Annotated in this window: 18 protein-coding genes; 4 read left to right on the top strand and 14 right to left on the bottom strand. The window is 63.2% G+C overall.

Annotated elements, in window-relative coordinates; all coding sequences use genetic code 11:
- Positions 1-86 precede the first annotated feature (86 nt).
- Entirely contained in the window at positions 87-986 is a 900-nt protein-coding gene (locus tag EG885_RS09285) for a LysR family transcriptional regulator (RefSeq protein ID WP_131574204.1), read from the top strand.
- Positions 987-1,409: 423 nt separating this feature from the next.
- On the opposite strand, the gene EG885_RS09280 is transcribed toward EG885_RS09285, so the two are convergent.
- The 8 genes from EG885_RS09280 to EG885_RS09245 form a co-directional block, all read right to left on the bottom strand.
- Entirely contained in the window at positions 1,410-2,312 is a 903-nt protein-coding gene (locus tag EG885_RS09280; protein WP_207392247.1) for a 5-dehydro-4-deoxyglucarate dehydratase, read from the bottom strand.
- A gap of 24 nt (positions 2,313-2,336) precedes the next feature.
- Positions 2,337-3,860: an aldehyde dehydrogenase (NADP(+)) gene (locus EG885_RS09275; RefSeq protein WP_131574202.1), complete on the bottom strand. Its 1,524-nt coding sequence runs from the start codon at positions 3,858-3,860 to the stop codon at positions 2,337-2,339.
- Between the two features lie 200 nt (positions 3,861-4,060).
- Positions 4,061-4,774: a GntR family transcriptional regulator gene (locus tag EG885_RS09270; RefSeq protein ID WP_131574201.1), complete on the bottom strand. Its 714-nt coding sequence runs from the start codon at positions 4,772-4,774 to the stop codon at positions 4,061-4,063.
- 77 nt (positions 4,775-4,851) lie between these two features.
- The gene (locus EG885_RS09265; protein ID WP_131574200.1) at positions 4,852-5,781 is read right to left on the bottom strand and encodes a dihydrodipicolinate synthase family protein; all 930 of its coding nucleotides are present in this window, start codon (positions 5,779-5,781) and stop codon (positions 4,852-4,854) included.
- Positions 5,782-5,826: 45 nt separating this feature from the next.
- A complete protein-coding gene (locus EG885_RS09260) occupies positions 5,827-7,485 on the bottom strand; it encodes a thiamine pyrophosphate-binding protein (protein WP_131574199.1) in 1,659 nt (552 codons plus the stop codon).
- Positions 7,486-7,578: 93 nt separating this feature from the next.
- Positions 7,579-9,096 (bottom strand): tripartite tricarboxylate transporter permease, encoded by a 1,518-nt coding sequence (locus EG885_RS09255; protein ID WP_131574198.1) that lies wholly within the window; start codon positions 9,094-9,096, stop codon positions 7,579-7,581.
- On the bottom strand, positions 9,096-9,536 hold the full coding sequence (locus EG885_RS09250) for a tripartite tricarboxylate transporter TctB family protein (RefSeq protein ID WP_165571092.1): 441 nt from the start codon (positions 9,534-9,536) through the stop codon (positions 9,096-9,098). The genes EG885_RS09255 and EG885_RS09250 overlap by 1 nt, the downstream gene beginning before the upstream one ends.
- 93 nt (positions 9,537-9,629) lie before the next feature.
- On the bottom strand, positions 9,630-10,607 hold the full coding sequence (locus EG885_RS09245) for a Bug family tripartite tricarboxylate transporter substrate binding protein (protein WP_131574196.1): 978 nt from the start codon (positions 10,605-10,607) through the stop codon (positions 9,630-9,632).
- A gap of 57 nt (positions 10,608-10,664) precedes the next feature.
- Between EG885_RS09245 and EG885_RS09240 the strand changes: the two genes are divergently transcribed.
- From EG885_RS09240 to EG885_RS09230, 3 genes are all read left to right on the top strand, one after another.
- Entirely contained in the window at positions 10,665-11,129 is a 465-nt protein-coding gene (locus EG885_RS09240; protein WP_242679577.1) for an NIPSNAP family protein, read from the top strand.
- Positions 11,130-11,233: 104 nt separating this feature from the next.
- Positions 11,234-11,944 (top strand): FadR/GntR family transcriptional regulator, encoded by a 711-nt coding sequence (locus EG885_RS09235; protein WP_131574195.1) that lies wholly within the window; start codon positions 11,234-11,236, stop codon positions 11,942-11,944.
- Positions 11,945-11,994: 50 nt separating this feature from the next.
- A complete protein-coding gene (locus tag EG885_RS09230) occupies positions 11,995-13,143 on the top strand; it encodes a mandelate racemase family protein (protein WP_131574194.1) in 1,149 nt (382 codons plus the stop codon).
- Here the strand turns inward: EG885_RS09230 and EG885_RS09225 are convergent.
- Genes EG885_RS09225 through EG885_RS09200 form a run of 6 tightly spaced genes read right to left on the bottom strand, consistent with a single transcriptional unit; the run spans position 13,136 to position 19,193 of the window.
- Complete coding sequence (locus EG885_RS09225) at positions 13,136-14,065, bottom strand: hypothetical protein (RefSeq protein ID WP_131574193.1); 930 nt, start codon at positions 14,063-14,065, stop codon at positions 13,136-13,138. The genes EG885_RS09230 and EG885_RS09225 overlap by 8 nt on opposite strands.
- Positions 14,049-14,804 carry an ABC transporter ATP-binding protein gene (locus EG885_RS09220; RefSeq protein WP_131574192.1) on the bottom strand — a complete coding sequence of 252 codons (756 nt, stop codon included), beginning with the start codon at positions 14,802-14,804 and terminating at the stop codon, positions 14,049-14,051. Before EG885_RS09220 ends, EG885_RS09225 begins: the two co-directional genes overlap by 17 nt.
- The gene (locus tag EG885_RS09215; protein WP_131574191.1) at positions 14,801-15,634 is read right to left on the bottom strand and encodes an ABC transporter ATP-binding protein; all 834 of its coding nucleotides are present in this window, start codon (positions 15,632-15,634) and stop codon (positions 14,801-14,803) included. Before EG885_RS09215 ends, EG885_RS09220 begins: the two co-directional genes overlap by 4 nt.
- 1 nt (position 15,635) lies before the next feature.
- Entirely contained in the window at positions 15,636-16,526 is an 891-nt protein-coding gene (locus EG885_RS09210; protein ID WP_131574233.1) for an ABC transporter permease, read from the bottom strand.
- A gap of 2 nt (positions 16,527-16,528) precedes the next feature.
- Positions 16,529-17,548 (bottom strand): ABC transporter permease, encoded by a 1,020-nt coding sequence (locus EG885_RS09205; RefSeq protein ID WP_131574190.1) that lies wholly within the window; start codon positions 17,546-17,548, stop codon positions 16,529-16,531.
- 31 nt (positions 17,549-17,579) lie between these two features.
- Complete coding sequence (locus EG885_RS09200) at positions 17,580-19,193, bottom strand: ABC transporter substrate-binding protein (protein ID WP_131574189.1); 1,614 nt, start codon at positions 19,191-19,193, stop codon at positions 17,580-17,582.
- Positions 19,194-19,696 lie beyond the last annotated feature (503 nt).

The raw sequence follows: 19,696 nt of genomic DNA, 5'->3' as shown, positions 1-19,696 counted from the left end.
GCATTCGTGATGCGACAAGACAAACGCGAAGCTGCCCACTAAAACAACTGATAGGAGCGCATATCTCTATGTGAAAAGGTAATAGGATGAAGTTCAGACAGCTGGAGGCCTATTATACCGTCATGATCTCTGGTTCGACGGTCCGGGCCGCCGAACTGCTGCAGGTGACCCAACCCGCCATAAGCCGCAGTATCGCTGAGCTGGAAGCATCGTTGCGCTTTCAGCTGTTCAACAGGGTGCGTGGCAGGCTGGTCCCGACCCCCGAAGGCCAGCTGTTCTTCCGCGAGGTCAGCGAGAGCTTTAAGGGGCTGGACCGACTCCGCGCCGCAGCGGCATCAATCCGGGAGTACGGGTCGGGGGTGATCCGCATCGGTACCCTGTCCGCGCTAGCGGCGACAATGGTGCCTCGTGCCGTCCAGCGCTTCCGCCTGAAGCACCCTAAAGTGCCCATCACCCTACAAGTTGCAGGATCAGCTATGATCCGCAACATGGTCGCAGAGGGGCAGCTGGATCTGGGTTTGGCTGCCGACGAAATCGACCTTTCAGGGGTGGACGCCCAGCTCTTCGCCAGCTTTGCGGGTGTGATCGCGATGCCTGTAGATCATCCGCTGACGCGCCTAATCTCGGTCACACCGGCCGATCTGATGGGAGTGCCACTGATCGGCCTGACACCCGAAGACCGGGCGCGGCACAGGTTTGATCAGGCGATGGCCGATGCCGGAGCCGAACCGGACTACATCATCGAAACCCCTAACTCGTCGACGATCTGCGCGCTGGCGATGTCGGGCGACGCGGTGGGACTGGTGAACCCACTGTCTACCGAAGGTTTTGTCGAGCGCGGGCTGATCTTGCGACCTTTCCTTCCCAAGGTCGCCTTCCGCACCTATCTGCTCTTTAGACCGGATGATCAGCGAGCGGTATTGGTTCAAAGCTTTACTGACGAATTGTTCGGCGTGCGCAACACGTTGAAGACCAGGCAGAGCTGAAAGCAGGAGCCGGCAAATACACCTAGTTCTAGCTGCAGGATTTCAGTGCCAGAACATTCATCCATTATTCCGGGCTGGCATGGATGTGCGGTGATAAGGCCGCATATGGAACAGGTTCTGTCTCATAGGCTGGAATGCTGAGCGTTCACGGGCGAGTGGCGGCGTCGGAGTTCTCCCAAGCGATCTGCTCAGCGCCATTCGGAAAACAATAGTTAGTGCATCAGGCACACTCGTTTGCGCTCCAGAAAATTCGGACGCAGGACGCGTTTCAGGGCAATACCGGCGCTCACCCCTGCCGCACGCCTATAACTGACGTTTGGCAAGGGGACCATTCATGCGTCTTAAATCAAATCGTTAATTCCATGAAAACAATATTTGATCGGGATGTTGGCCCTCACTGATCACTGAAGTTGCTCCACGACCTTAGCTGCGGGTGGCAATGAGGGCTTGCATCATTGCGACCTCTTCCTCGGTCAGGTCGGTCAGGGGCGCGCGGACATGGCCGGTTTCGAACCCGCGCAAGGCTACGCCCGCCTTGACGGCGGCAACCGCATAGCCCGCCTTGCGGTCACGGATCGCGGCGAAGGGGTAATAGAAATCGCGCAGCAGGGCCTCGCAGGCGGCATCCTCTCCGGCCTTGAAGGCGCGGTGAAATTCCAAGGCGGTTTCAGGGACAAAGTTGAACACGGCCGAGGAATAGGTGGCCATCCCGGCACCGCGATAGGCCTGCGCGAATAGCTCGTGCGTGGGCATGCCGCCGATATAGGAAAACCGATCGCCCATCAGCGCGGTGACTCGGCGCACCGTGTCGATGTCGCCGGTGCCGTCCTTGAAGCCGATCAGGTTCGGGCATTCCTCGGCCAGCCGGGCCAGTGCCTCGACCGACATGCGCGACTGGCCGCGATTGTAGAAGATCACGCCCATCTTCGTGGCGTTGCAGACCTGACGGACGCGGTCGACGATGCCATCCTGCGGCGCCTCGGTCAGGTAATGTGGCAACAGCAGGATGCCGTCGCCGCCCGCCGCCTCGATCTCGCGCGCCAGATCGCATGCCATGCGCACGCCGTATCCGCAGCCCGCGATCACCGGCGCGTCGCCCGCCATCGCGCGGGTGGCGCGGACCACATCGACGATTTCCGAGGGCGACAGCGAAAACATCTCGCCGGTGCCGCCCGCGACGATCAGGCCCGCCACGGGGTATTGTGAGAGCCATTCCAGGTGGGCCTGAAAGGGTTTGGGGGCGAAGTTGTCCGCAGCGTCGAACGGCGTGACGGGAAAGGACAGCAGGCCGTGGCGGATGATCTCGCGCAGCTCATGGGGGGGGATCATGGAAGTCTCCTTTGGAATGCGTCAGGCCAGATCGGCGGACAACAGATTGGAGGGGATGTTCTGAAAACAGACAGGACGCAGAAAGCGACGGATCGACATGGTACCGACCGAGGTCGCACCGAAATTGGTCGAGGCCGGATAGGGGCCGCCATGGACCATCGCATCAGCCACCTCGACGCCGGTCGGAAAGCCGTTGACCAGCACCCGGCCAGCCTTGCGTTCCAGAACCTGCAACAGGCGCCGGGCCAGCTCGCTGTCGCCGTCATCCATGTGCAGCGTGGCTGTCAGCTGGCCCCGAAGGGCGCGGGCCAGATCCAGCATCTGGTCAGGATCTTCGACCCGGACAATAAGGCCTGCGGGGCCGAACACCTCTTCGGCCAGCGTCGTGTCGCACTGATATGCCCTGGCATCTATCTGCCACAGGTTGGGCCGCGCCTCGCGTCCTTCGCCGGGATTGGTCAGCACGGACCGGGCGCGGCTAGACAGATGCGCCACGCCCTCGTGATAGGCGGTGGCGATCCCCCGGCTCAGCATGACCTGTGGTCCGGTGTCAGCCAGGGCGTCACGGGCTGCGGTGACAAAGGCGTCGCCGTCCGCGTCTGCCGGGACGAATGCAATGCCCGGATTGGTACAAAACTGTCCGGCCCCCATTGTCAGCGAGGCGGCCCATGCGGCGCCGATCCCGGCGCCCCGGGCAGCGACCGCTTGCGGCAGAACGAACATCGGGTTGACAGATCCCAGCTCGCCGAAGAAGGGGATCGGCTCGGGCCGTGCGGCGCAGAGGTCGAACAATGCGCGCCCCCCCGCCAAGGATCCCGTGAACCCGACGGCCTGGATCAGCGGATGGGTGACCAGCGCATGGCCCACATCGCGCCGTCCGCCCTGGATCAGACTGAAGACCCCTTTTGGCATGCCGGTCTGGTGAATGGCGGCGAGGACGGCCTCAGCGATGATTTCGCCGGTTCCGGGATGGGCGCTGTGGCCCTTGACCACCACCGGGCAGCCCGCTGCGAGCGCTGCCGCGGTGTCCCCTCCGGCGGTCGAGAATGCCAATGGAAAGTTCGACGCCCCGAACACCGCGACCGGCCCGATGGGCCGCTGGATCATCCGCAACTCGGGACGGGGCGCGGGCTTTCGATCGGGCAGGGCAGGGTCTGTGCGGTGGTCCAGATACTCGCCCTTGCGCAGATGATCGGCAAACATGCGCAGCTGGCCGGTCGTGCGGCTGCGCTCTCCCTCCAGCCGTGCTGCAGGCAGGCCGGTTTCAGAGGTTCCGACGGCTGTAATCGCCTTGGCGCGGACCTCGATCTGCTCGGCAATGGCTTCGAGGAACGCGGCGCGGTCGGCACGGTTGATATAGGCATATGTTTCGAAGGCCGCTTCGGCAGCGATGCATGCACGCTCCACCAAGGCAACGGTCCCGGTCGCATAGGCAAAGGCGGGGCCCGTCGCAGGGTCCGATGTGAAGGTGCCATCCGCCCCCACCCATGCGCCCGCGATCAGGTGCTGTCCGTGCGGAGCGCTCATCACGCTGTTGGTGTCCATGAATAGTCCTCTGAATGATTGATGTCCGGAAGGGATAGTGGCGCGTGAAATGAGAAAAATACTAATATTTTAGTCTAGCGTATGCGTCAAGCCGCCCCGATCAAAAGTTGGGCATTTTATTGTATACGCTTCGTCGCTGGCATGCCCGATCGCTCCCGCACTCGGGCCGAGTCTTGAACGGGTCAGAAGGTCCGACAGTATCAGGTGAAGAAATCGGGGTATTTCGCCCGCAGGTCGGGCGCGTTCGTCACGGTCTGGCTCAGATGCGCGCGCATTGCGGCCATCGCCTTGTCCTCATCACCCGACAGGATGGCGGCGACGATGTCCTTGTGGCCGTCCAGAATGTGACGGATCTTGGCGTCGTCATGGGGCTGCATCTTGCGCATCCGCCCAAGGTGGCCGGACCGCGCATTGACGAGCTGATGCAGGCGCTGATGACCCAGCCCGGCGAACAGGGCGCGGTGAAAGCTGTCGTCCAGTTCCTGAAAGACGCGCAGCTGATCGGGGTCGCCCGCGATCGCTTCCTGCATGCGGATGATCGCCATGGCATCCGACATCGTGGCCCTGGAGGGTTGACGCGCCAGCTGGCGCACCACTTCGGTTTCCAGCGCGACCCGCATGAAATGCGCCTCGAAGATCTGAGCGAGGTCGATCTTGCTGACGACGGTCTTCGATTGCGGATGGACGTGCAGCAGACCGTCCTGTTCAATGCGCTGCAAGGCCTCGCGCAGCGGCGTCTGGCTGACACCATATTCCGCCGCCAGTTCGGCCCGCAACAAAACCGTGCCCGGCGGCAGATCCAGAGAAACGATCCGCCGCCGCAGATCGTCGTATAGTTGCGAGGCGACATTGCCATGCACCGCGATCCCTGCTGTTCCGGGCAGACTGGCCGGTATCTCGCGCGCCTTGCTCATGATGTCTCACTTTGTCGAAGAGGCTTGCTGCCGGTTGTACGAAATGACGGCCTTGGAAACTGCCCGAAACAGCTATTTCAGTCCGCGCTTCCGGGGTCAAAGTGAAAATCCGTGGTCATGCGGTCGATCATTGTGGCAATCTCGCGTTTGTCCAGCGCCGACAGAACGGGTCCGGGCATGCGCATGGCCGAACAGTTCAGCGCCCCGCGTTGACGCATGACCTCTTTGCGGATCGCGATCCCCCATTCGCCCTGGGCCTCGTAGCGCAAAAGGGGCAGGTGGCGGTCAAACAGATCATGTGCTGCCGATGGATCGCCGGCGGCAAAAAGATCATGCACGCCCGACAGCATCTCTGGAAAGGAAAAGCCTGCCATCGGCCCGTCCGCGCCACGCGCCAGTTCCTGAGGAAGATACAGGCCGTTATTGCCGGTCAGGATCCGCACGCGGTGACCCAGTTCGTCGCGAAGCCGGGTGATCTTGGTGACGCTTGGAAGATCCTCTTCTTTGATGACACCGATCTGCGGAAATGCGTCCACCAGCCGGCGCATCAGCGGCGGCGACATTCTAACCCCGGAATGAACCGGGAAATCCTGCAGGACGGTCGGGGTATCTTCGATGCGTGCGAAGACGGCATCGAAGTACCGCATCAGATCCTCGTCCGTCTGTATCCCGCGCGGTGGGCAGATCATCACGGCATCGGCGCCTTCCGTCATCGCATCCCGCGCAACGGTCACCAGTTGGGCCAGGCTTGCACTGGACACGCCGACGATGATCCGATGACCATCTGCGACCTGGATGAACCGGCTGGCGACCTGAACCGCTTCGTCCGCAGTCAGCTTGGCCTGCTCTCCGCTGACACCCAGGATCGTCAGGCCCCGTGCGCCATGGCCGTAATAGAAAGCCGAGAGGGTGTCGATGCTGTCCAGATCCAGCGCGCCATCGGCGTGAAACGGGGTCTGGGCGACGACATGCAGTCCGGTGCAATCCTTCAGTGACGATCTGGCCAATGTGCATTCCTTGTGTCATTTCGTGCGGCTCACGCGGTGACGTGGCTATTCTTGTGCCTTTTGACCCTGCGCACGGATCTGGGACAGGGTGGCGCCTGACGACAGGGCCTCGGGGTCCAGACGCAATTCGATGATCGCCAGCGTGCCCGATGCCCGGGCCCGCGCGAAGGCTGCCGGGAAATCCGCCGTGTCGTGGACGACTTCGCCCGATCCGCCATAGGCCCGCGCCAGTGCCGCGAAATCGGGGTTGGCCAGGGCGGTACCCGAGACGCGGCCCGGGTAATGTCGCTCCTGGTGCATCCGGATGGTCCCGTATTGGCCGTTATTGGCGACGATGACGATCGGGGCCGCGCCATATTGCACCGCTGTGGACATCTCGTTCAGGGTCATCTGGAAACAGCCGTCGCCCGCCAGACAGACGACCGTCCGCTCCGGATGTTCGATGGCCGCCGACACGGCGGCCGGAAAGCCGTATCCCATGCTGCCGGAGGTCGGAGCCAACTGGGTGAAGGGCTGCTTGTAGACGAAATAGCGATGCAGGAACGCTGCATAATTGCCCGCGCCATTGGTCAGGATGGAATCCTCGGGCAGGTTGTCGGACAGCCAGCGGACGATCTGTTCCATCTTGACGCGACCGGGGGTTTCCTTCGGGGCGATCCAGGCCTCGTATTCCAAGCGGGCGGCGGCGGTCCAGTCATTCCAGACGATGGCGCCCGGCGCGGTCCGCGCCAGGGCCGCCAGCATGTCCGCCGCGGAGGCCACGATTCCAACATCGGGACGATAGACGCGGCCCAGCTCTGACGCGTCGGGATAGACATGCACGATGGTCTTGCCGGGGTTCGCCGGATCGATCAGATCGTATCCCCGGGTCATGCTGTCGCCCAGCCTGCCGCCGATCATCACAAGGCAGTCGGCATCCGCCAGACGCGCGCCCAGTTTGGGGTTCATGCCGATGCCTAGATCGCCGACATAGTTTGGATGGCGGTTGTCCAGATGGCATTGCCTGCGAAAGGGGACAGCGACCGGCAGGTTCCAGCCTTGGGCAAAGCGCGCCAGATCATCGGATGCCTGCTGGTCCCACAACGTGCCACCTACCATCAGCAGCGGTCGCCGTGCCCGGCCCAGGGCCGTCGTCACGGCATCGAGTTGCGCGGTGCCGGCGGTGCCCGGGACCGGCGCCAACGCGGCGATATCGGGAACCGCGGCGCGGGAGGACAGCATATCTTCGGGGAGGGCCAGCACCACGGGGCCGGGACGCCCCGACATCGCCACATGGAACGCACGCGAGATATATTCGGGCAGGCGGTCGATCTGATCTATTTCTGCCACCCATTTGGCCAGCGGACCGAACATTGCGCGGTAATCGACCTCTTGAAACGCTTCCCGGTCGCGATGGGCGCGGTCGATCTGACCGACGAACAGGATCATCGGCGTCGAATCCTGCCGCGCCACATGCACCCCCGCAGACGCGTTGGTCGCACCCGGTCCTCTGGTCACAAAGCAAATGCCGGGCCGGCCGGTCAGCTTTCCATGCGCCTCTGCCATCATCGCGGCGCTGCCTTCCTGACGGCAGACAATGTTTTCTATCGACGCATCATGCAGGGCATCCAGCGCCGCCAGAAAGCTTTCGCCGGGCACGGAAAAGACGCGGCTGACGCCCTGAATCTTCAGTTGGTCGATCAGAATTTGTCCGCCATGGCGCATGATGCGTCTTTCCTTTTGAGCGGGCGCGGGTGAACCGGTATAGGAGGCACCGCGCCGGGTGGGGATGCTCCGGCCCCTTGTGGGGCCGGGCCGTTATGCTGCGGGCAGGGATTTCGGCTTGCGGATCACGATCATGTAGACGAAGGCCGCCGTCAGAAGCAGGAAGAATAGACTGTCAGGGCTGGTCAGAAAGATCAGCGGATTATTGTCGGACAGCGACATGGCGCGCCTGAAATATTGTTCCAGATCCGGTCCCAGAATAAAGCCCAGCAGCATCGCCACGGTCGAATAGTTCTGGCGCCGCATATAGAAGGCCAGAATGCCCAGCACCAGCGACAGCGACATCTGAAAGACCGACAGCGTGGCGACATAGCTGCCCACCAGCGCCACCACCGCGATCCCGCTGTAGAGCAGCCCCCGAGAGATGGTGACCATCTTCAGAAACAGCGGTCCCAAAAGATACAGCGTCAGCGGAATCAGGATCAGCGCGCTGACGATCAGTGCCGCAAACATCGGCGAGATCAGATCGGCTTGATTTTCCAGCAGCCGCGCGCCGGGCTGCAGACCGTTGATGACCAGCACCCCCAGCACGATCGCCGTGGTCGGATCGCCGGGAATGCCAAACATCAGCATGGGCACGAAGGCGCCGCCGCACATGGCATTGTTGGCCGTCTCTGCCGCCGCGATCCCCTCGCGGCTGCCCTGACCGTATTCCTCGGGCTTGCGGGATGACCGGCGCGCTTCGATATAGGACACGAAGGCGGCCATCGACCCGCCCGCACCGGGCAGGATGCCGATCAGATAGCCGATGACGGTGCTTTTCAGATAGACCCAGATCCCGATCTCGCGGACCTCGGACCACAGCGGGATAAAGTCGCGCCGGGTGATCCTGATGCTGTTCACCGCCTGCAGATCGATCTGCTTTTCCAGACGCCAGTTCTGCGCCTGCACCAGAATTTCGCTGATCGCAAAGGCGCCGATCACCAGCGGCATCAGATCGATCCCCTCGATCAGGTTTTCGGTGCCGAAGGTGAACCGGGGGACGGAAAGCAGTTCATCAATGCCGATGGTGGCGATCATCAGGCCCAGCAGCATGGCGATGGCGGCTTTCGTCAGGTTGCCCTTTTCGACGATGACAATGACGATGAGGGCGAACAGGATCAGCGAGAACTTTCCCGGCGTCTGGATCAGCAGCGACACCTTGGCCGCGATCGGCATGAAGGCCATCAGCAGCACGGCACCAAGCGTTCCGCCGATCATCGATCCCAATGCGGCATGACCAAGGGCGTTCGCGCCCTTGCCGCGCTTCATCAGCTTGTTGCCGTCCAGCGCGGTCATCATCGAGGACGGCGCGCCGGGAATGTTGATGGTAATCGCGGTGATCGAACCGGAATACATCCCCGACATGAAAATCGAGGCGCACATGATCAGCGCGGGCACGACATCGATCTGATAGGTCACCGGCAGCAGCAGCGCGATGGCCAGAACGGATGTCAGGCCCGGCATCGCCCCGAAGAACGTGCCCACCAGAAATCCGCCCACCAGCATGGCAAAGTTCAGCGGGTCGGCCAGGGCCGCAAATCCGTTGAAATAGCTCAGGAACGTGTCCATCAGATGACCCCGAACAACTGCGGCAGGCGCACGCCGAAGATGACCGCATAAAGAATGTAAAAGGTTGCCGTCACCACCAGCGCATACAGCGCGAATGCCACCGGCTGCGCGGTCCTGAATTCAAAGATCACGAACAGGGCCGACACGAAAAGCAACGTCGACAGGCCGTATCCCAAGGGCTGGAACAGAAGGATATAGGCGCCGGTCGCCAGCATCACCCAGAGTGGCCGCAGGATGTCGCCCGGCTGATCGGGACTGGCATCATGCCGGAGCTGGCGCACCAGAACGACCAGCAGCAGCGCATACATCAATGCCGAGGCTGCGACGGGCATGGCGCGCGGCCCTTGCCAGAACGCCCCGCTCTGTCCGCGAATTGCAAAGGTCTGGGCCAGATAAATCGTCGTCAGCACCAGAAAAAATGCCGGCAGGGCAAATTCCATCGTCAGAAGCCTGTGGCGACCGGTCATGTGCGTCTCCATGCGAAAGGGGGCGCGTCGGGCAGCGGCCCGACGCGCAAGGCGGGATGGGTCCGGTTACTTGGACAAGACGCCCGCCTCGACCAACGCATCCATCTGGCCGAACAGCTCGGTCTGCGTCTCTTCCGCCCAGGCCGTCACCTCGGCGCTGCCCAGCCAATCGGGGGTGACGCCGACATTGGCGACCCAGTCCTGGAATTCGGCGCTGTCATAAGCCGCCTGATAGGCCGCCTCGATCTTTGCCACGACTTCGTCGGGGGTGTCTGCGGGAGCCGCCATGACGATGAAGCTACCAATCTGCAGATCGACGCCCAGATCTGTGGCCAGCGGCACATCGGGATAAGTCGGATTGGCCGTGGAGGAGAATTCTGCCAGGCCGATCACCGTGTCGTCTTCCAGAAGGTTGGCAAAATCGCCAAGCGACGTGACAGCACCCTCGGCCTCGCCCGACAGGATCGCCTCTTTCTGCGGACCCGCGCCGCCGGGATAGGACACGGTCTTGAATTTGGTGCCGGACAGCTGTTCCAGCTGCAACAGCGCCAGATGCACCCGACCGCCGATATTCTGGATCGCGATGCGGATGGTGTCCGGCGATTCCTTGGCGGCCGCGATCAGCGCGTCCAGCGTTTGATACTCCGAATCCGAATTGATGACGACCGAGTCGGGTTCGCTGGTGATGCGGGCAATCAGCTTGAGCTTGTCCATATCATAGCCGGGCAGCATCTCCTGCCACGGGATGGTGACGATGCTGTCATAGGTCAGCGCCACAATGGTATGACCATCCGGCTCGGCGCGCATGACCTGATTGACGCCGGTTGCGCTGATGCCGCCGTCGATATTCTCGACATACATCGTGCCGCCCATTTCCGCCTCGGCCAACAAGGTCAGCTTTCGCACGATTGCATCCGTGCCGCCGCCCGCGCCCCATGGCACGACGACGCGGATGTCCTGTTCAGGGTAATCGGCCATCGCCGCCATGGGCGTGGCTGCCATTGCGCAGCTGGCCGCAAGGGCCATCAGGGTTGTGGAATTCATATCGATCCTCCTCCGTTTCGATCCGGTGCGTTCAGCAGGTGGTCGGATCGACCGCCGGTGCTGATCACCACCCAGCCTGTCCGCCGATCTCCCTCCGGCAGCCAGACTGGTTCAGGCCAAGTCATATATATTAATACTTGTGCAGGAAAGGAAATAATGAGAGCGTCGCCGGAATTCCTGGATCCCGAGCAAAAGGCCTTTGACATGATCTATGATCACCGCACCTATACCTGCCGTCCCGGCACGATCAAAAAGCAGATGGCCTTGTATGCAGAGCATGGCTGGCCGACGCAGCGCCGCCATCTGGGCGAGCCGGTTGTCTTCGCCGCGACCGAGACGGGGAACGTGAACGCCTATATCCACATCTGGGCGTATCAGAATGCCGCTGATCGCGAAGCACGCCGGCAGAACCTGCAGCAGGATCCGGCATGGACCGCCTATCTGAAAATGAGTGCCGAGGCGGGAAATCTGATTTCTCAGGTGAACTGCCTCCTAACACCGGCGCCGTTCTTTCCGGGCTAATCCTGGCTCCCTTGGATCAGGACAGCCCGCCCCCCGGATCATCAGAAGATTTGCCATGCCCCGCCCGCCTGTATAAGACATGTTGGACAGGTAAAGGGAACGCGATGACCAGACCCAAGGAACGGCTGTCCGCGAAAGTGGCGGATGCCTTGCGCCACGAGATTGTCGAAGGCCGGGTCAAGCCCGGCGATCGCCTGCCCTCGGAGTCGCGACTGACCGAGATTCACGGCGTCAGCCGCACCGTCGTGCGCGAGGCCATCGCCACCCTGTCCTTCGAGGGGCTGGTCGAGGCGCGCAAGGGCGCGGGCGTCTTTGCGCAAGAGGCGCGGGGCGGCCCCTTCGTCAATCTGGATGCGGGGCGCGTGTCCTCGATCATCGAGCTGCTGGAGCTGCGCATCGCGGTCGAGGTGGAAAGCGCGGCCTTTGCAGCCTTGCGCCGCAGCCCGCAGCAGGAAGAACGGATCGCCGTCGCGCATCGTGCGGTCATCGACTGTCTGGCCGCCGGCAAGCCGACCCGCGATCTGGATTTCGACTTTCACCTGGCCATCGCGCAGGCCACCAACAACCCCCGCTTTGCCGAGTTTCTGTCGTTGGTCCGGCTTGGGATCATCCCGCGAGGCAAACTGCAGACCGGTCAGGACGATGTGCGCCCCCGCGACTACAACATCCATCTGCAAGGCGAACACGAGGCGATCTGCCGCGCCATCTTTGCCAGCGATGAAAGTGCCGCGCGCGAGGCGATGCGGACCCATCTGAGGGGCAGCCTTGCCCGGTATCGGGCACTTCTGCACGAAACCAATCATACAGCTTCTTGACAGGTGTAGAACAACTTTCCTATGGTCCCCGGTAACCAGCGGAGGACCAGATGATCATCACAGACGTGCAGGTGCGCCATTTTCTCAGCACCACGCGGCGGCATTCCGACAGTGCGGGTCATGCGCATCCCGGTCCGCCGCATCAGGTCAAGACCTCGATCCTGACGATCCGGACCGAGGACGGGCATGAAGGGCACAGTTTCACCGTGCCCGAAATCGTCCGACCCCACCTGATAGACAAGTTCGTGCGCACGGTCCTGATCGGGCAGGATCACCGCGACCGCGAACGGCTGTGGCAGGATCTGGCGCATTGGCAGCGCGGATCGGCGGCGCAGCTCAGCGATCGCACGCTGGCCGCCGTCGATGTGGCGCTGTGGGATCTGGCCGGGCGCACGCTGAACCAGCCGGTCTATAAGCTGATCGGCGCCTATCGGGACAAGGTGCGGGCCTATGGCTCGATCATGTGCGGGGACGAACTGGCGGGGGGGCTGGCCACACCCGAGGATTACGGCCGCTTTGCCGAGACACTGGTCGCGCGCGGCTATACCGGGATCAAGCTGCACACATGGATGCCGCCGGTCAGCTGGGCCCCGGATGTGCGCATGGACCTCAAGGCCTGCGCGGCGGTGCGCGAGGCGGTCGGTCCCGACATCCATCTGATGATCGACGCGTTCCACTGGTATTCGCGCGTCGATGCGCTGGAACTGGGCCGGGGCCTGGAAAAGCTGGGCTTCGACTGGATCGAAGAGCCTTTGGACGAACAATCCATGTCCTCCTACAAATGGCTGTCGGACAACCTGGACATTCCTGTGGTCGGCCCCGAAAGCGCGGGCGGCAAGCATTGGCACCGGGCCGAATGGGTCCGTCACGGCGCTTGCGACATCCTGCGGACCGGGGTGAACGATGTCGGCGGCATCACACCCGCGCTGAAGACGATGCGCATGGCCGAAAGCTTTGGCATGGATTGCGAGGTGCATGGCAACACGGCGATGAACCTTGCGGTCTGTGCCGCCTCGCGCAATTGCCGCTGGTATGAACGCGGGCTGTTGCATCCGTTTCTGGAATACGATGACGGGTTCGATTACCTCAACCAGCTGTCCGATCCGATGGATGCGCAAGGCTGGGTCCATGTGCCCGACCGCCCCGGTATCGGCGAGGATATCAATTTCGACTTTATCGAAAACAACCGCGTCAGCTGAGAAAGGCGATGGCCTGCTGCTGAACCTCTGGCGGGCACAGATGCCCGCCGGGAAATATCTCTGCATCCAGCCGCCCGCCCCAGATGCGGCGCAGATGGTCGAAGGCCGGGGTCACAGCCGAAAGGGGCAGATGCCGGTCGGCATCACCCGACCGCAGGAACAGAGGCTTTGGCGCCCCCGCCATCGCCAGGTCGGGCAGGTCGGCCAGCCCGCTCAGGGACGGATGCAGCATCCAGAACGCCGCCTGCCCGGCGCTGATCGGCGCCTGCAGCCGCAGCAGTTCCCGCCGCCATGCCATCCACGACATCGCAACCGCCGCCGTGACATGATCGCTGACGGCCAGCGCCTGCCATGCCCGGAAGGCGCCAAAGGAAAATCCCCATGCGGCAAGGCCGAGCCGCGCCTCGGGGCGGGTGGCAATCCATGCGGCGATATCGCGATCCTCGCCTGCGACCAGCCCGGCAAGGCTGGTGCCCAACCCCATCGCCGTGCAGGCCAGCGCCTGCTGATCGCCCGGCATCTGCCGGTCCGCCCAGCCCAAGGCATCAAAGCAAAAGACCGGATGCCCCGCCGCGACCAGCCGCTGTGCCGGAGGTCCACCATAGAACCCCTGCGGGTCGGCGACCATCTTGCGCCAGCCCAGATCGAACCGCCCGCCATGATCGTGCAGCATCAGCACTGCGCAGCCGGTGATGCGATCCGGAACCAGCACCACCCCCGCCGCCCGCTTGCCGCTGGCGAAATGCAGGGTGCCGTTCTTAAACTTGGTAACAAGATCGGGCGCGGGCAGCGCCGCCGCCCATGCTGCGCGAATGCGGGCCTGCGCGTCCGGCGCGCCATATGCCAGCGGCAAGGCAGCATTCAGCCGCCGCCGCCAGTCGGGCGGCCAGCTTTCGGGCGCACCGTCACATGGCGCGGTCATAGGCAATCGACGCCTCGATCAGTTCGCGGGCATAGGGGTGTCGGGCCTGTTCGTCGGGGATGCCGGTCAGGGCGCCGCGTGTCAGGGTCTCGGCCAGCTGGCCCTTTTGCATGACGGCAAAGCGGTCGCACATGTGATCCACCACCGCCAGATCATGGCTGACCATGATATAGGTGAACCCCCGCCGTTTCTGCAGATCGGAGAGCAGGTTCAGGATCTCGGCCTGAACGGACACGTCCAGGGCACTGGTCGGCTCGTCCAGCAGCAGGATCTCGGGTTCCAGGATCAGGGCGCGGGCGATCGCCACGCGCTGGCGCTGGCCGCCCGACAGCTGATGGGGAAAGCGGTCCAGAAAATCCAGCGGCAGTCCGACATCGGTCATCGTGCGGGCAATCCGCGCCTCCCGGTCGGGGATGGCGTGAATGCGCAGCGGCTCGGACAGGGTGGTGCGGACCGACTGGCGCGGGTGCAGCGATCCGTAAGGATCCTGAAACACCATCTGCACCGTCCGGCAGCGCCGGGTCAGGGGCATGGCGCGCAGGTCTTCGTCGCCGATCCGAACCTCGCCCTGCCATGCCGACATCAGCAGCGACAGGCAGCGCAGGATCGTGGATTTGCCCGAACCGCTTTCGCCGACAAGGCCAAAGCACTCCCCCGCCCGCACATCGAAACTGATCCGGTCGAGGATCTGGGCCTGCCCAAGCGTGATGGACAAGTCGCGGACGTGGATGGGGTTCATGACGGCTCCTGGGCCCATTCGGGGCGGCGTTGCAGGACCGGCAGCGGGCGGCGCGGCCCGCCGATGCGGGGCTGGGCGGCCAGCAGGCCCTGGGTATAGGGATGCTGCGCGCGGTCCAGATCAGCGGCAGCCAAGCTTTCGACCACCCGGCCCGCATACATGATCAGCACCCGGTCGCAGAAATTGCGCACGAGGTTCAGGTCGTGGCTGATGACGATCAGCCCGATCCCCCGATCGCGCACCAGCGTGTCCAGAATCGACAGCACCTGCATCCGCACCGTCACATCCAGCGCGCTGGTCGGTTCATCCGCGATCACCAGCTGCGGGTCGGTCAGCAGCATCATGGCGATCATGACCCGCTGGCCCATCCCGCCCGAGACCTGATGCGGATACATGTCATAGACCCGTTCGGGATCGCGGATCGACACGCTTTCCAGCATCTCCAGCGCGCGGGCCTTTGCGTCGCGATGCGGGGCGCGGTTATGGGCCAGCCATGCCTCGGCCACCTGATCGCCGACCTTGCGGATCGGGTTCAGCGAGAATTTGGGATCCTGCAGGATCATCGACATCCGCTTGCCGCGAATGCCCAGCATCTGCCGTTCAGATGCGGCCAACAGGTCCACGTCCTGAAATCGCATCCGGTCGGCGGTGATGTCGGCGCTGTCCAGCAGCTTCAGCAGCGCCCGGCCCACGGTGGATTTGCCCGATCCGCTTTCGCCGACGATGCCCAACCGTTCCTGCCCCAGCTGGAACGAGACGCGGTTGACCGCAGGCGAGGGGGCGCCGCGATAGGCGACGGACAGGTTCTGAACATCCAGGATCACGCTCATGTCACCTCCGGTTCATCTGTTTGGGGTCAAGTGCGTCGCGCAAGCCGTCGCCGATCAGGTTGAAGGCCAGACTGACGCACAGGATCGCGATGCCGGGGAATGTCACCAGCCACCAGCTGTCGATCATGTAGCGCCGCCCTGTGGCGATCATCGCGCCCCATTCGGGCAGCGGCGGCTGTGCCCCAAGGCCCAGAAAGCCCAAGCCCGCCGCCGTCAGGATCACCGTCGCCATGTTCAGCGTCAGCCGGATCATGACCGAGGGCAGGCACATCGGCACGATGGATTTGCAGATGATGCGCAGGTCGGATGCGCCCTGAAGCCGGGCGGCGGACACGTAATCCTCGTTTCTGAAGGTCATCGTCTCGGCCCGGGCCAGCCGTGCGACCGGCGGCCATGATGTCAGGGCGATCGCAATGATCGCATTGCGCAGGTTCGGGCCAAGGGCCGCGACGAAGGCCAGCGACAGGATCAGGCTGGGGAAGGACAGAAAGATGTCGGTGATGCGCATCATCACCGTGTCGATGCGCCCGCCGTAATAGCCCGCGACGGTGCCCACGGCCAGACCGATGGGGCCCACCACGATCGTCACCAGCGCGATGATCGACAGGGTGATGCGGCTGCCCCAGACAAGGCGGCTCCAGATATCGCGGCCCAGCTCGTCCGTGCCGAACCAGTTGCGGGCCGAGGGCGGGGCCAGCGTGTTCGTCAGATCCTGCGCATAGGGCGCATGGGTCGCCAGCAGTGGCGCCGCGATGGCCATCACCACCAGCAAGGTAATGACCACCAGACCGAACACGGAGGTCGGCTGGCGCATCAGAAAGCGCAGGATGCGGCCCGAAGGGGCAATGGCCGCAAAGGGCAGGCTGCTGGCCTTGGGCAAATCGTCGCTCATCATCAACGCGTCCTCGGATCAAAGACGCGATAGAGCACGTCGGACAAAAGGTTCAGCGCGATGAAGATCACGCCCACCAGCAGCACACAGGTCATCACCGCATTCATGTCGCCGGTCATCAGGTTCGAGGTCAGGTATTGCCCGAAGCCCGGCCAGGAAAACACCGTCTCGATCAGCACCGCCCCCTCCAGCAGGGCGCCGTATGCCAGCGCCACGATGGTCACCAGCTGCACCCGGATGTTCAGGAAGGCATGGCGCCAGATCGTCTGGCGCCGGGACAGCCCCTTGACGCGCGCGGTGGTGATGTATTCCTGATTGATCTGGTCCAGCATGAAGCTGCGGGTCATCCGGGTGATATAGGCGGATGAGGAATAGCCCAGCAGACTGGCGGGCAGGATCAGGTGGTTCAGCGCCGACCACACCACATCCCATTCCCGGGCCAGCATCGCGTCGATGACGATGAAATTCGTCACCGGTGGCACCAGGCCGATGTAATAATCGCTGATCCGCCCGCCGCCGCCGACCCAGCCAAGCGCGGCGTAAAAGATCAGCAGCGCGATCATCCCCGTCCAGAAAATCGGCATCGAATGGCCCATCAGGCTGAAGATGCGGATCACATGGTCCGGCCAGCGGTCCTTCTTGACCGCTGCCAGCACGCCCAGGGGAATGCCCAGACCCGCGCCGATCAGGATGGCCAGCGTCGCCAGCTCCAGCGTGGCGGGCATCACCGCCATGATGTCGTTGATGACCGGCTGTCCGGTGCGGATCGAGGTGCCGAAATCCCCGGTCAGCACGTCGCGCAGATACATCATGAACTGCACCGGCAGGGGCCGATCAAAGCCCAGCTGGGTATAGACCTGCATATAGGTGTCCTGCGTCGCCTCTTCGCCGACGATGGCACGAACCGGGTCGGCAGGCATCAGCCGCCCGATCGCAAAGGTCAGGACCAGCAGGCCTAGCAGCGTGACGGCGATGGTGCCCAGTTGCCGGGCGAACCCGGTCATGCGCGATGTGGGTTGCATGCGTGGCCCTCTGTTCCTGGTTGCGGACGCTTCAGCGGGTCTTGCTGACGGTGGCCAGATCGGTCGACCACGAGGGGTTCAAAACGAACCCTTCCAGATCATCGCGATAGGCGACCGAGGTCACCACCTCGGAGAATGGGATGATCGGGGCGACCACCTCTTCGATGCGGTTCTGGATGTCGGCATACAACTGTCGGCGGGCCTCATCATCGGCCTCGGCGGCTGCGGCGTCGATTATTGCGTTCAGGTCCGGGTCGCTGAAGCTGGTGCGCCAGCCCTGAAAATTGCTCAGCCGCGCCTCGTCCGAATTGTCGGGGTTATAGATCAGCGCGCGCATGTTGCTGTCGGGATCAGGCAATTGCCCGCCGCCCCCACGCCCGACGATCATCTCGAAATTGCGTTCGCGCATGGCGCCATAGATCTGTTCGCCCGACCCGGTGATGACCTCGGCGCGCACGCCCCCCTCGGCCAGCGACCCCTGCAGTGCGGTCGCAAGGTTCAGGAACGGATCGTCCGACAGCGCCCGCAGGGTGACGTCGATGCCGTCGGGATAACCTGCCTCGGCCAGCAGCGCCTTGGCTTTTTCTGGGTCCAGCGTATAGCCGGGATCGTCCAGCAGGCCAAAGAACCCGCCCGAGATGGGCCGCTGATGCATTTCGCCGAAATAGGGCAGGATCGCGTCGTTCATGCCCTGATAATCAATCAGATAACGCATTGCTTCGCGCAGTTTGGGGTTCTGGAACCGCTCATCCGCCATCGACATGGCCAGATAGTAAAAACCGGCCGACGGGGTTGTCTGAATGTCCACGCCTTCGGTTGCCTCCAGCGCGGCCAGATCGGCGGGCGCCAGCTGGAAGGCGATGTCCAGATCGTGGTGATCCAGCTGCAGGCGCTGGCTTTGCGATTCCGTGATGTGGCGCCAGATGATCCGGCGCATGGCCGGGGGTTCGCCCCAGAAATTGTCGTTGCGGGTCAGAAGGACCAGATTGTTCGACTGCCATTGCTGCAAGGCAAAACCCGCCGACCCGGCCGAATTCTGCGCCAGCCAGGCAGCGCCCCAATCGCCGTCCACCTCGTGTTCGGCCACCAGAGCCTGATCGATGATCGATCCGGGGCCGACGATGCCAAGCGTGGCGACGATCAGCTGCGGGTTGACCTTTTGCGGCAGGGTGACGACGACGGTGCGGTCATCGGGGGCGGTAAAGGCAGCCTCGGCCCCCTCGGCGGTAAAGCCATAGGTTTTCAGAAAGCTGGCCTGCGCAAGGTTCAGCGCCAGCAGGCGGCGGAACGACCAGACCACATCCTCGGCCCGGACCGGGTTGCCCGAGGCGAAACTGGCGCCCTCGCGCAGCGTGAAGGTGATCGACATGGCGTCGGGCGCGACCACCCAGCTTTCGGCCAGATCGGGCTGGACCGTCGTGCGGTCCACCGGGTCCAACTGGACCAACCCGTCATACACGTTGGCCAGAACCTGCACGGTTTCCTTGCCGGTGATCGCGGCAGGGTCCAGCGTCAGGATATTGGTCATGGAAAAACCAACCACCAGCTGGTCGTCGGGCGTCTCCGCCCATGCTACAGGGGCCGACAGGGCCAAGGCCGCAGCCGAGACGGTGGCGATCAGGCGCAGGCGCGCGGGTCCGGTCATCAAATCCTCCCATGTTTGCTGATCACCCGATCCTCCCGAGATGTCATACAGCATGGGCAATATGTTATACACCAAGGTGGGTTGTCAACGCTTTTACGCCCTGATCTAGCCTGTGATGCAAAGCTTATAGCGAAAAAGGGGGCCACTTCTGGAGCCCATTCTCAAATAGCAGGGTCGTGCTGGATGACCGTTCCCTTACGTGGCCCGACCCCTTGGTTTAGATTTCGCGCCTGAGCCAAGTGCCATGGCAGACAAACCCGTGACGCCGGTCTGGCGGCACTTCCTTGTCGGACAGGGGGGCTCAGAGCAAAGCTTTCAGTATGGAGCGCGTGCCAAGGTGGGCAACTTCAATCAGCGGAGATGGTATCCCGGCAAGTTGGACCTGTCCCGGTTCTATTCCGGTCGGGTGCTCATTTTAGGCGGCCCTCTGTTCGAAGGCCACGGGTGATTTCCAGCCGAGGGCTGAGTGTTTGCGGCGCGGGTTGTAGAAGCCGTTGATGTAT

Origin of the sequence: Paracoccus nototheniae (assembly GCF_004335005.1) — a bacterium.
In the GTDB taxonomy this organism is placed as follows: Bacteria; Pseudomonadota; Alphaproteobacteria; order Rhodobacterales; family Rhodobacteraceae; genus Paracoccus; species Paracoccus nototheniae.
The sequence above is the reverse complement of the archived record's forward strand: the minus strand, read 5'-3'. Positions and strand labels throughout refer to the sequence as shown.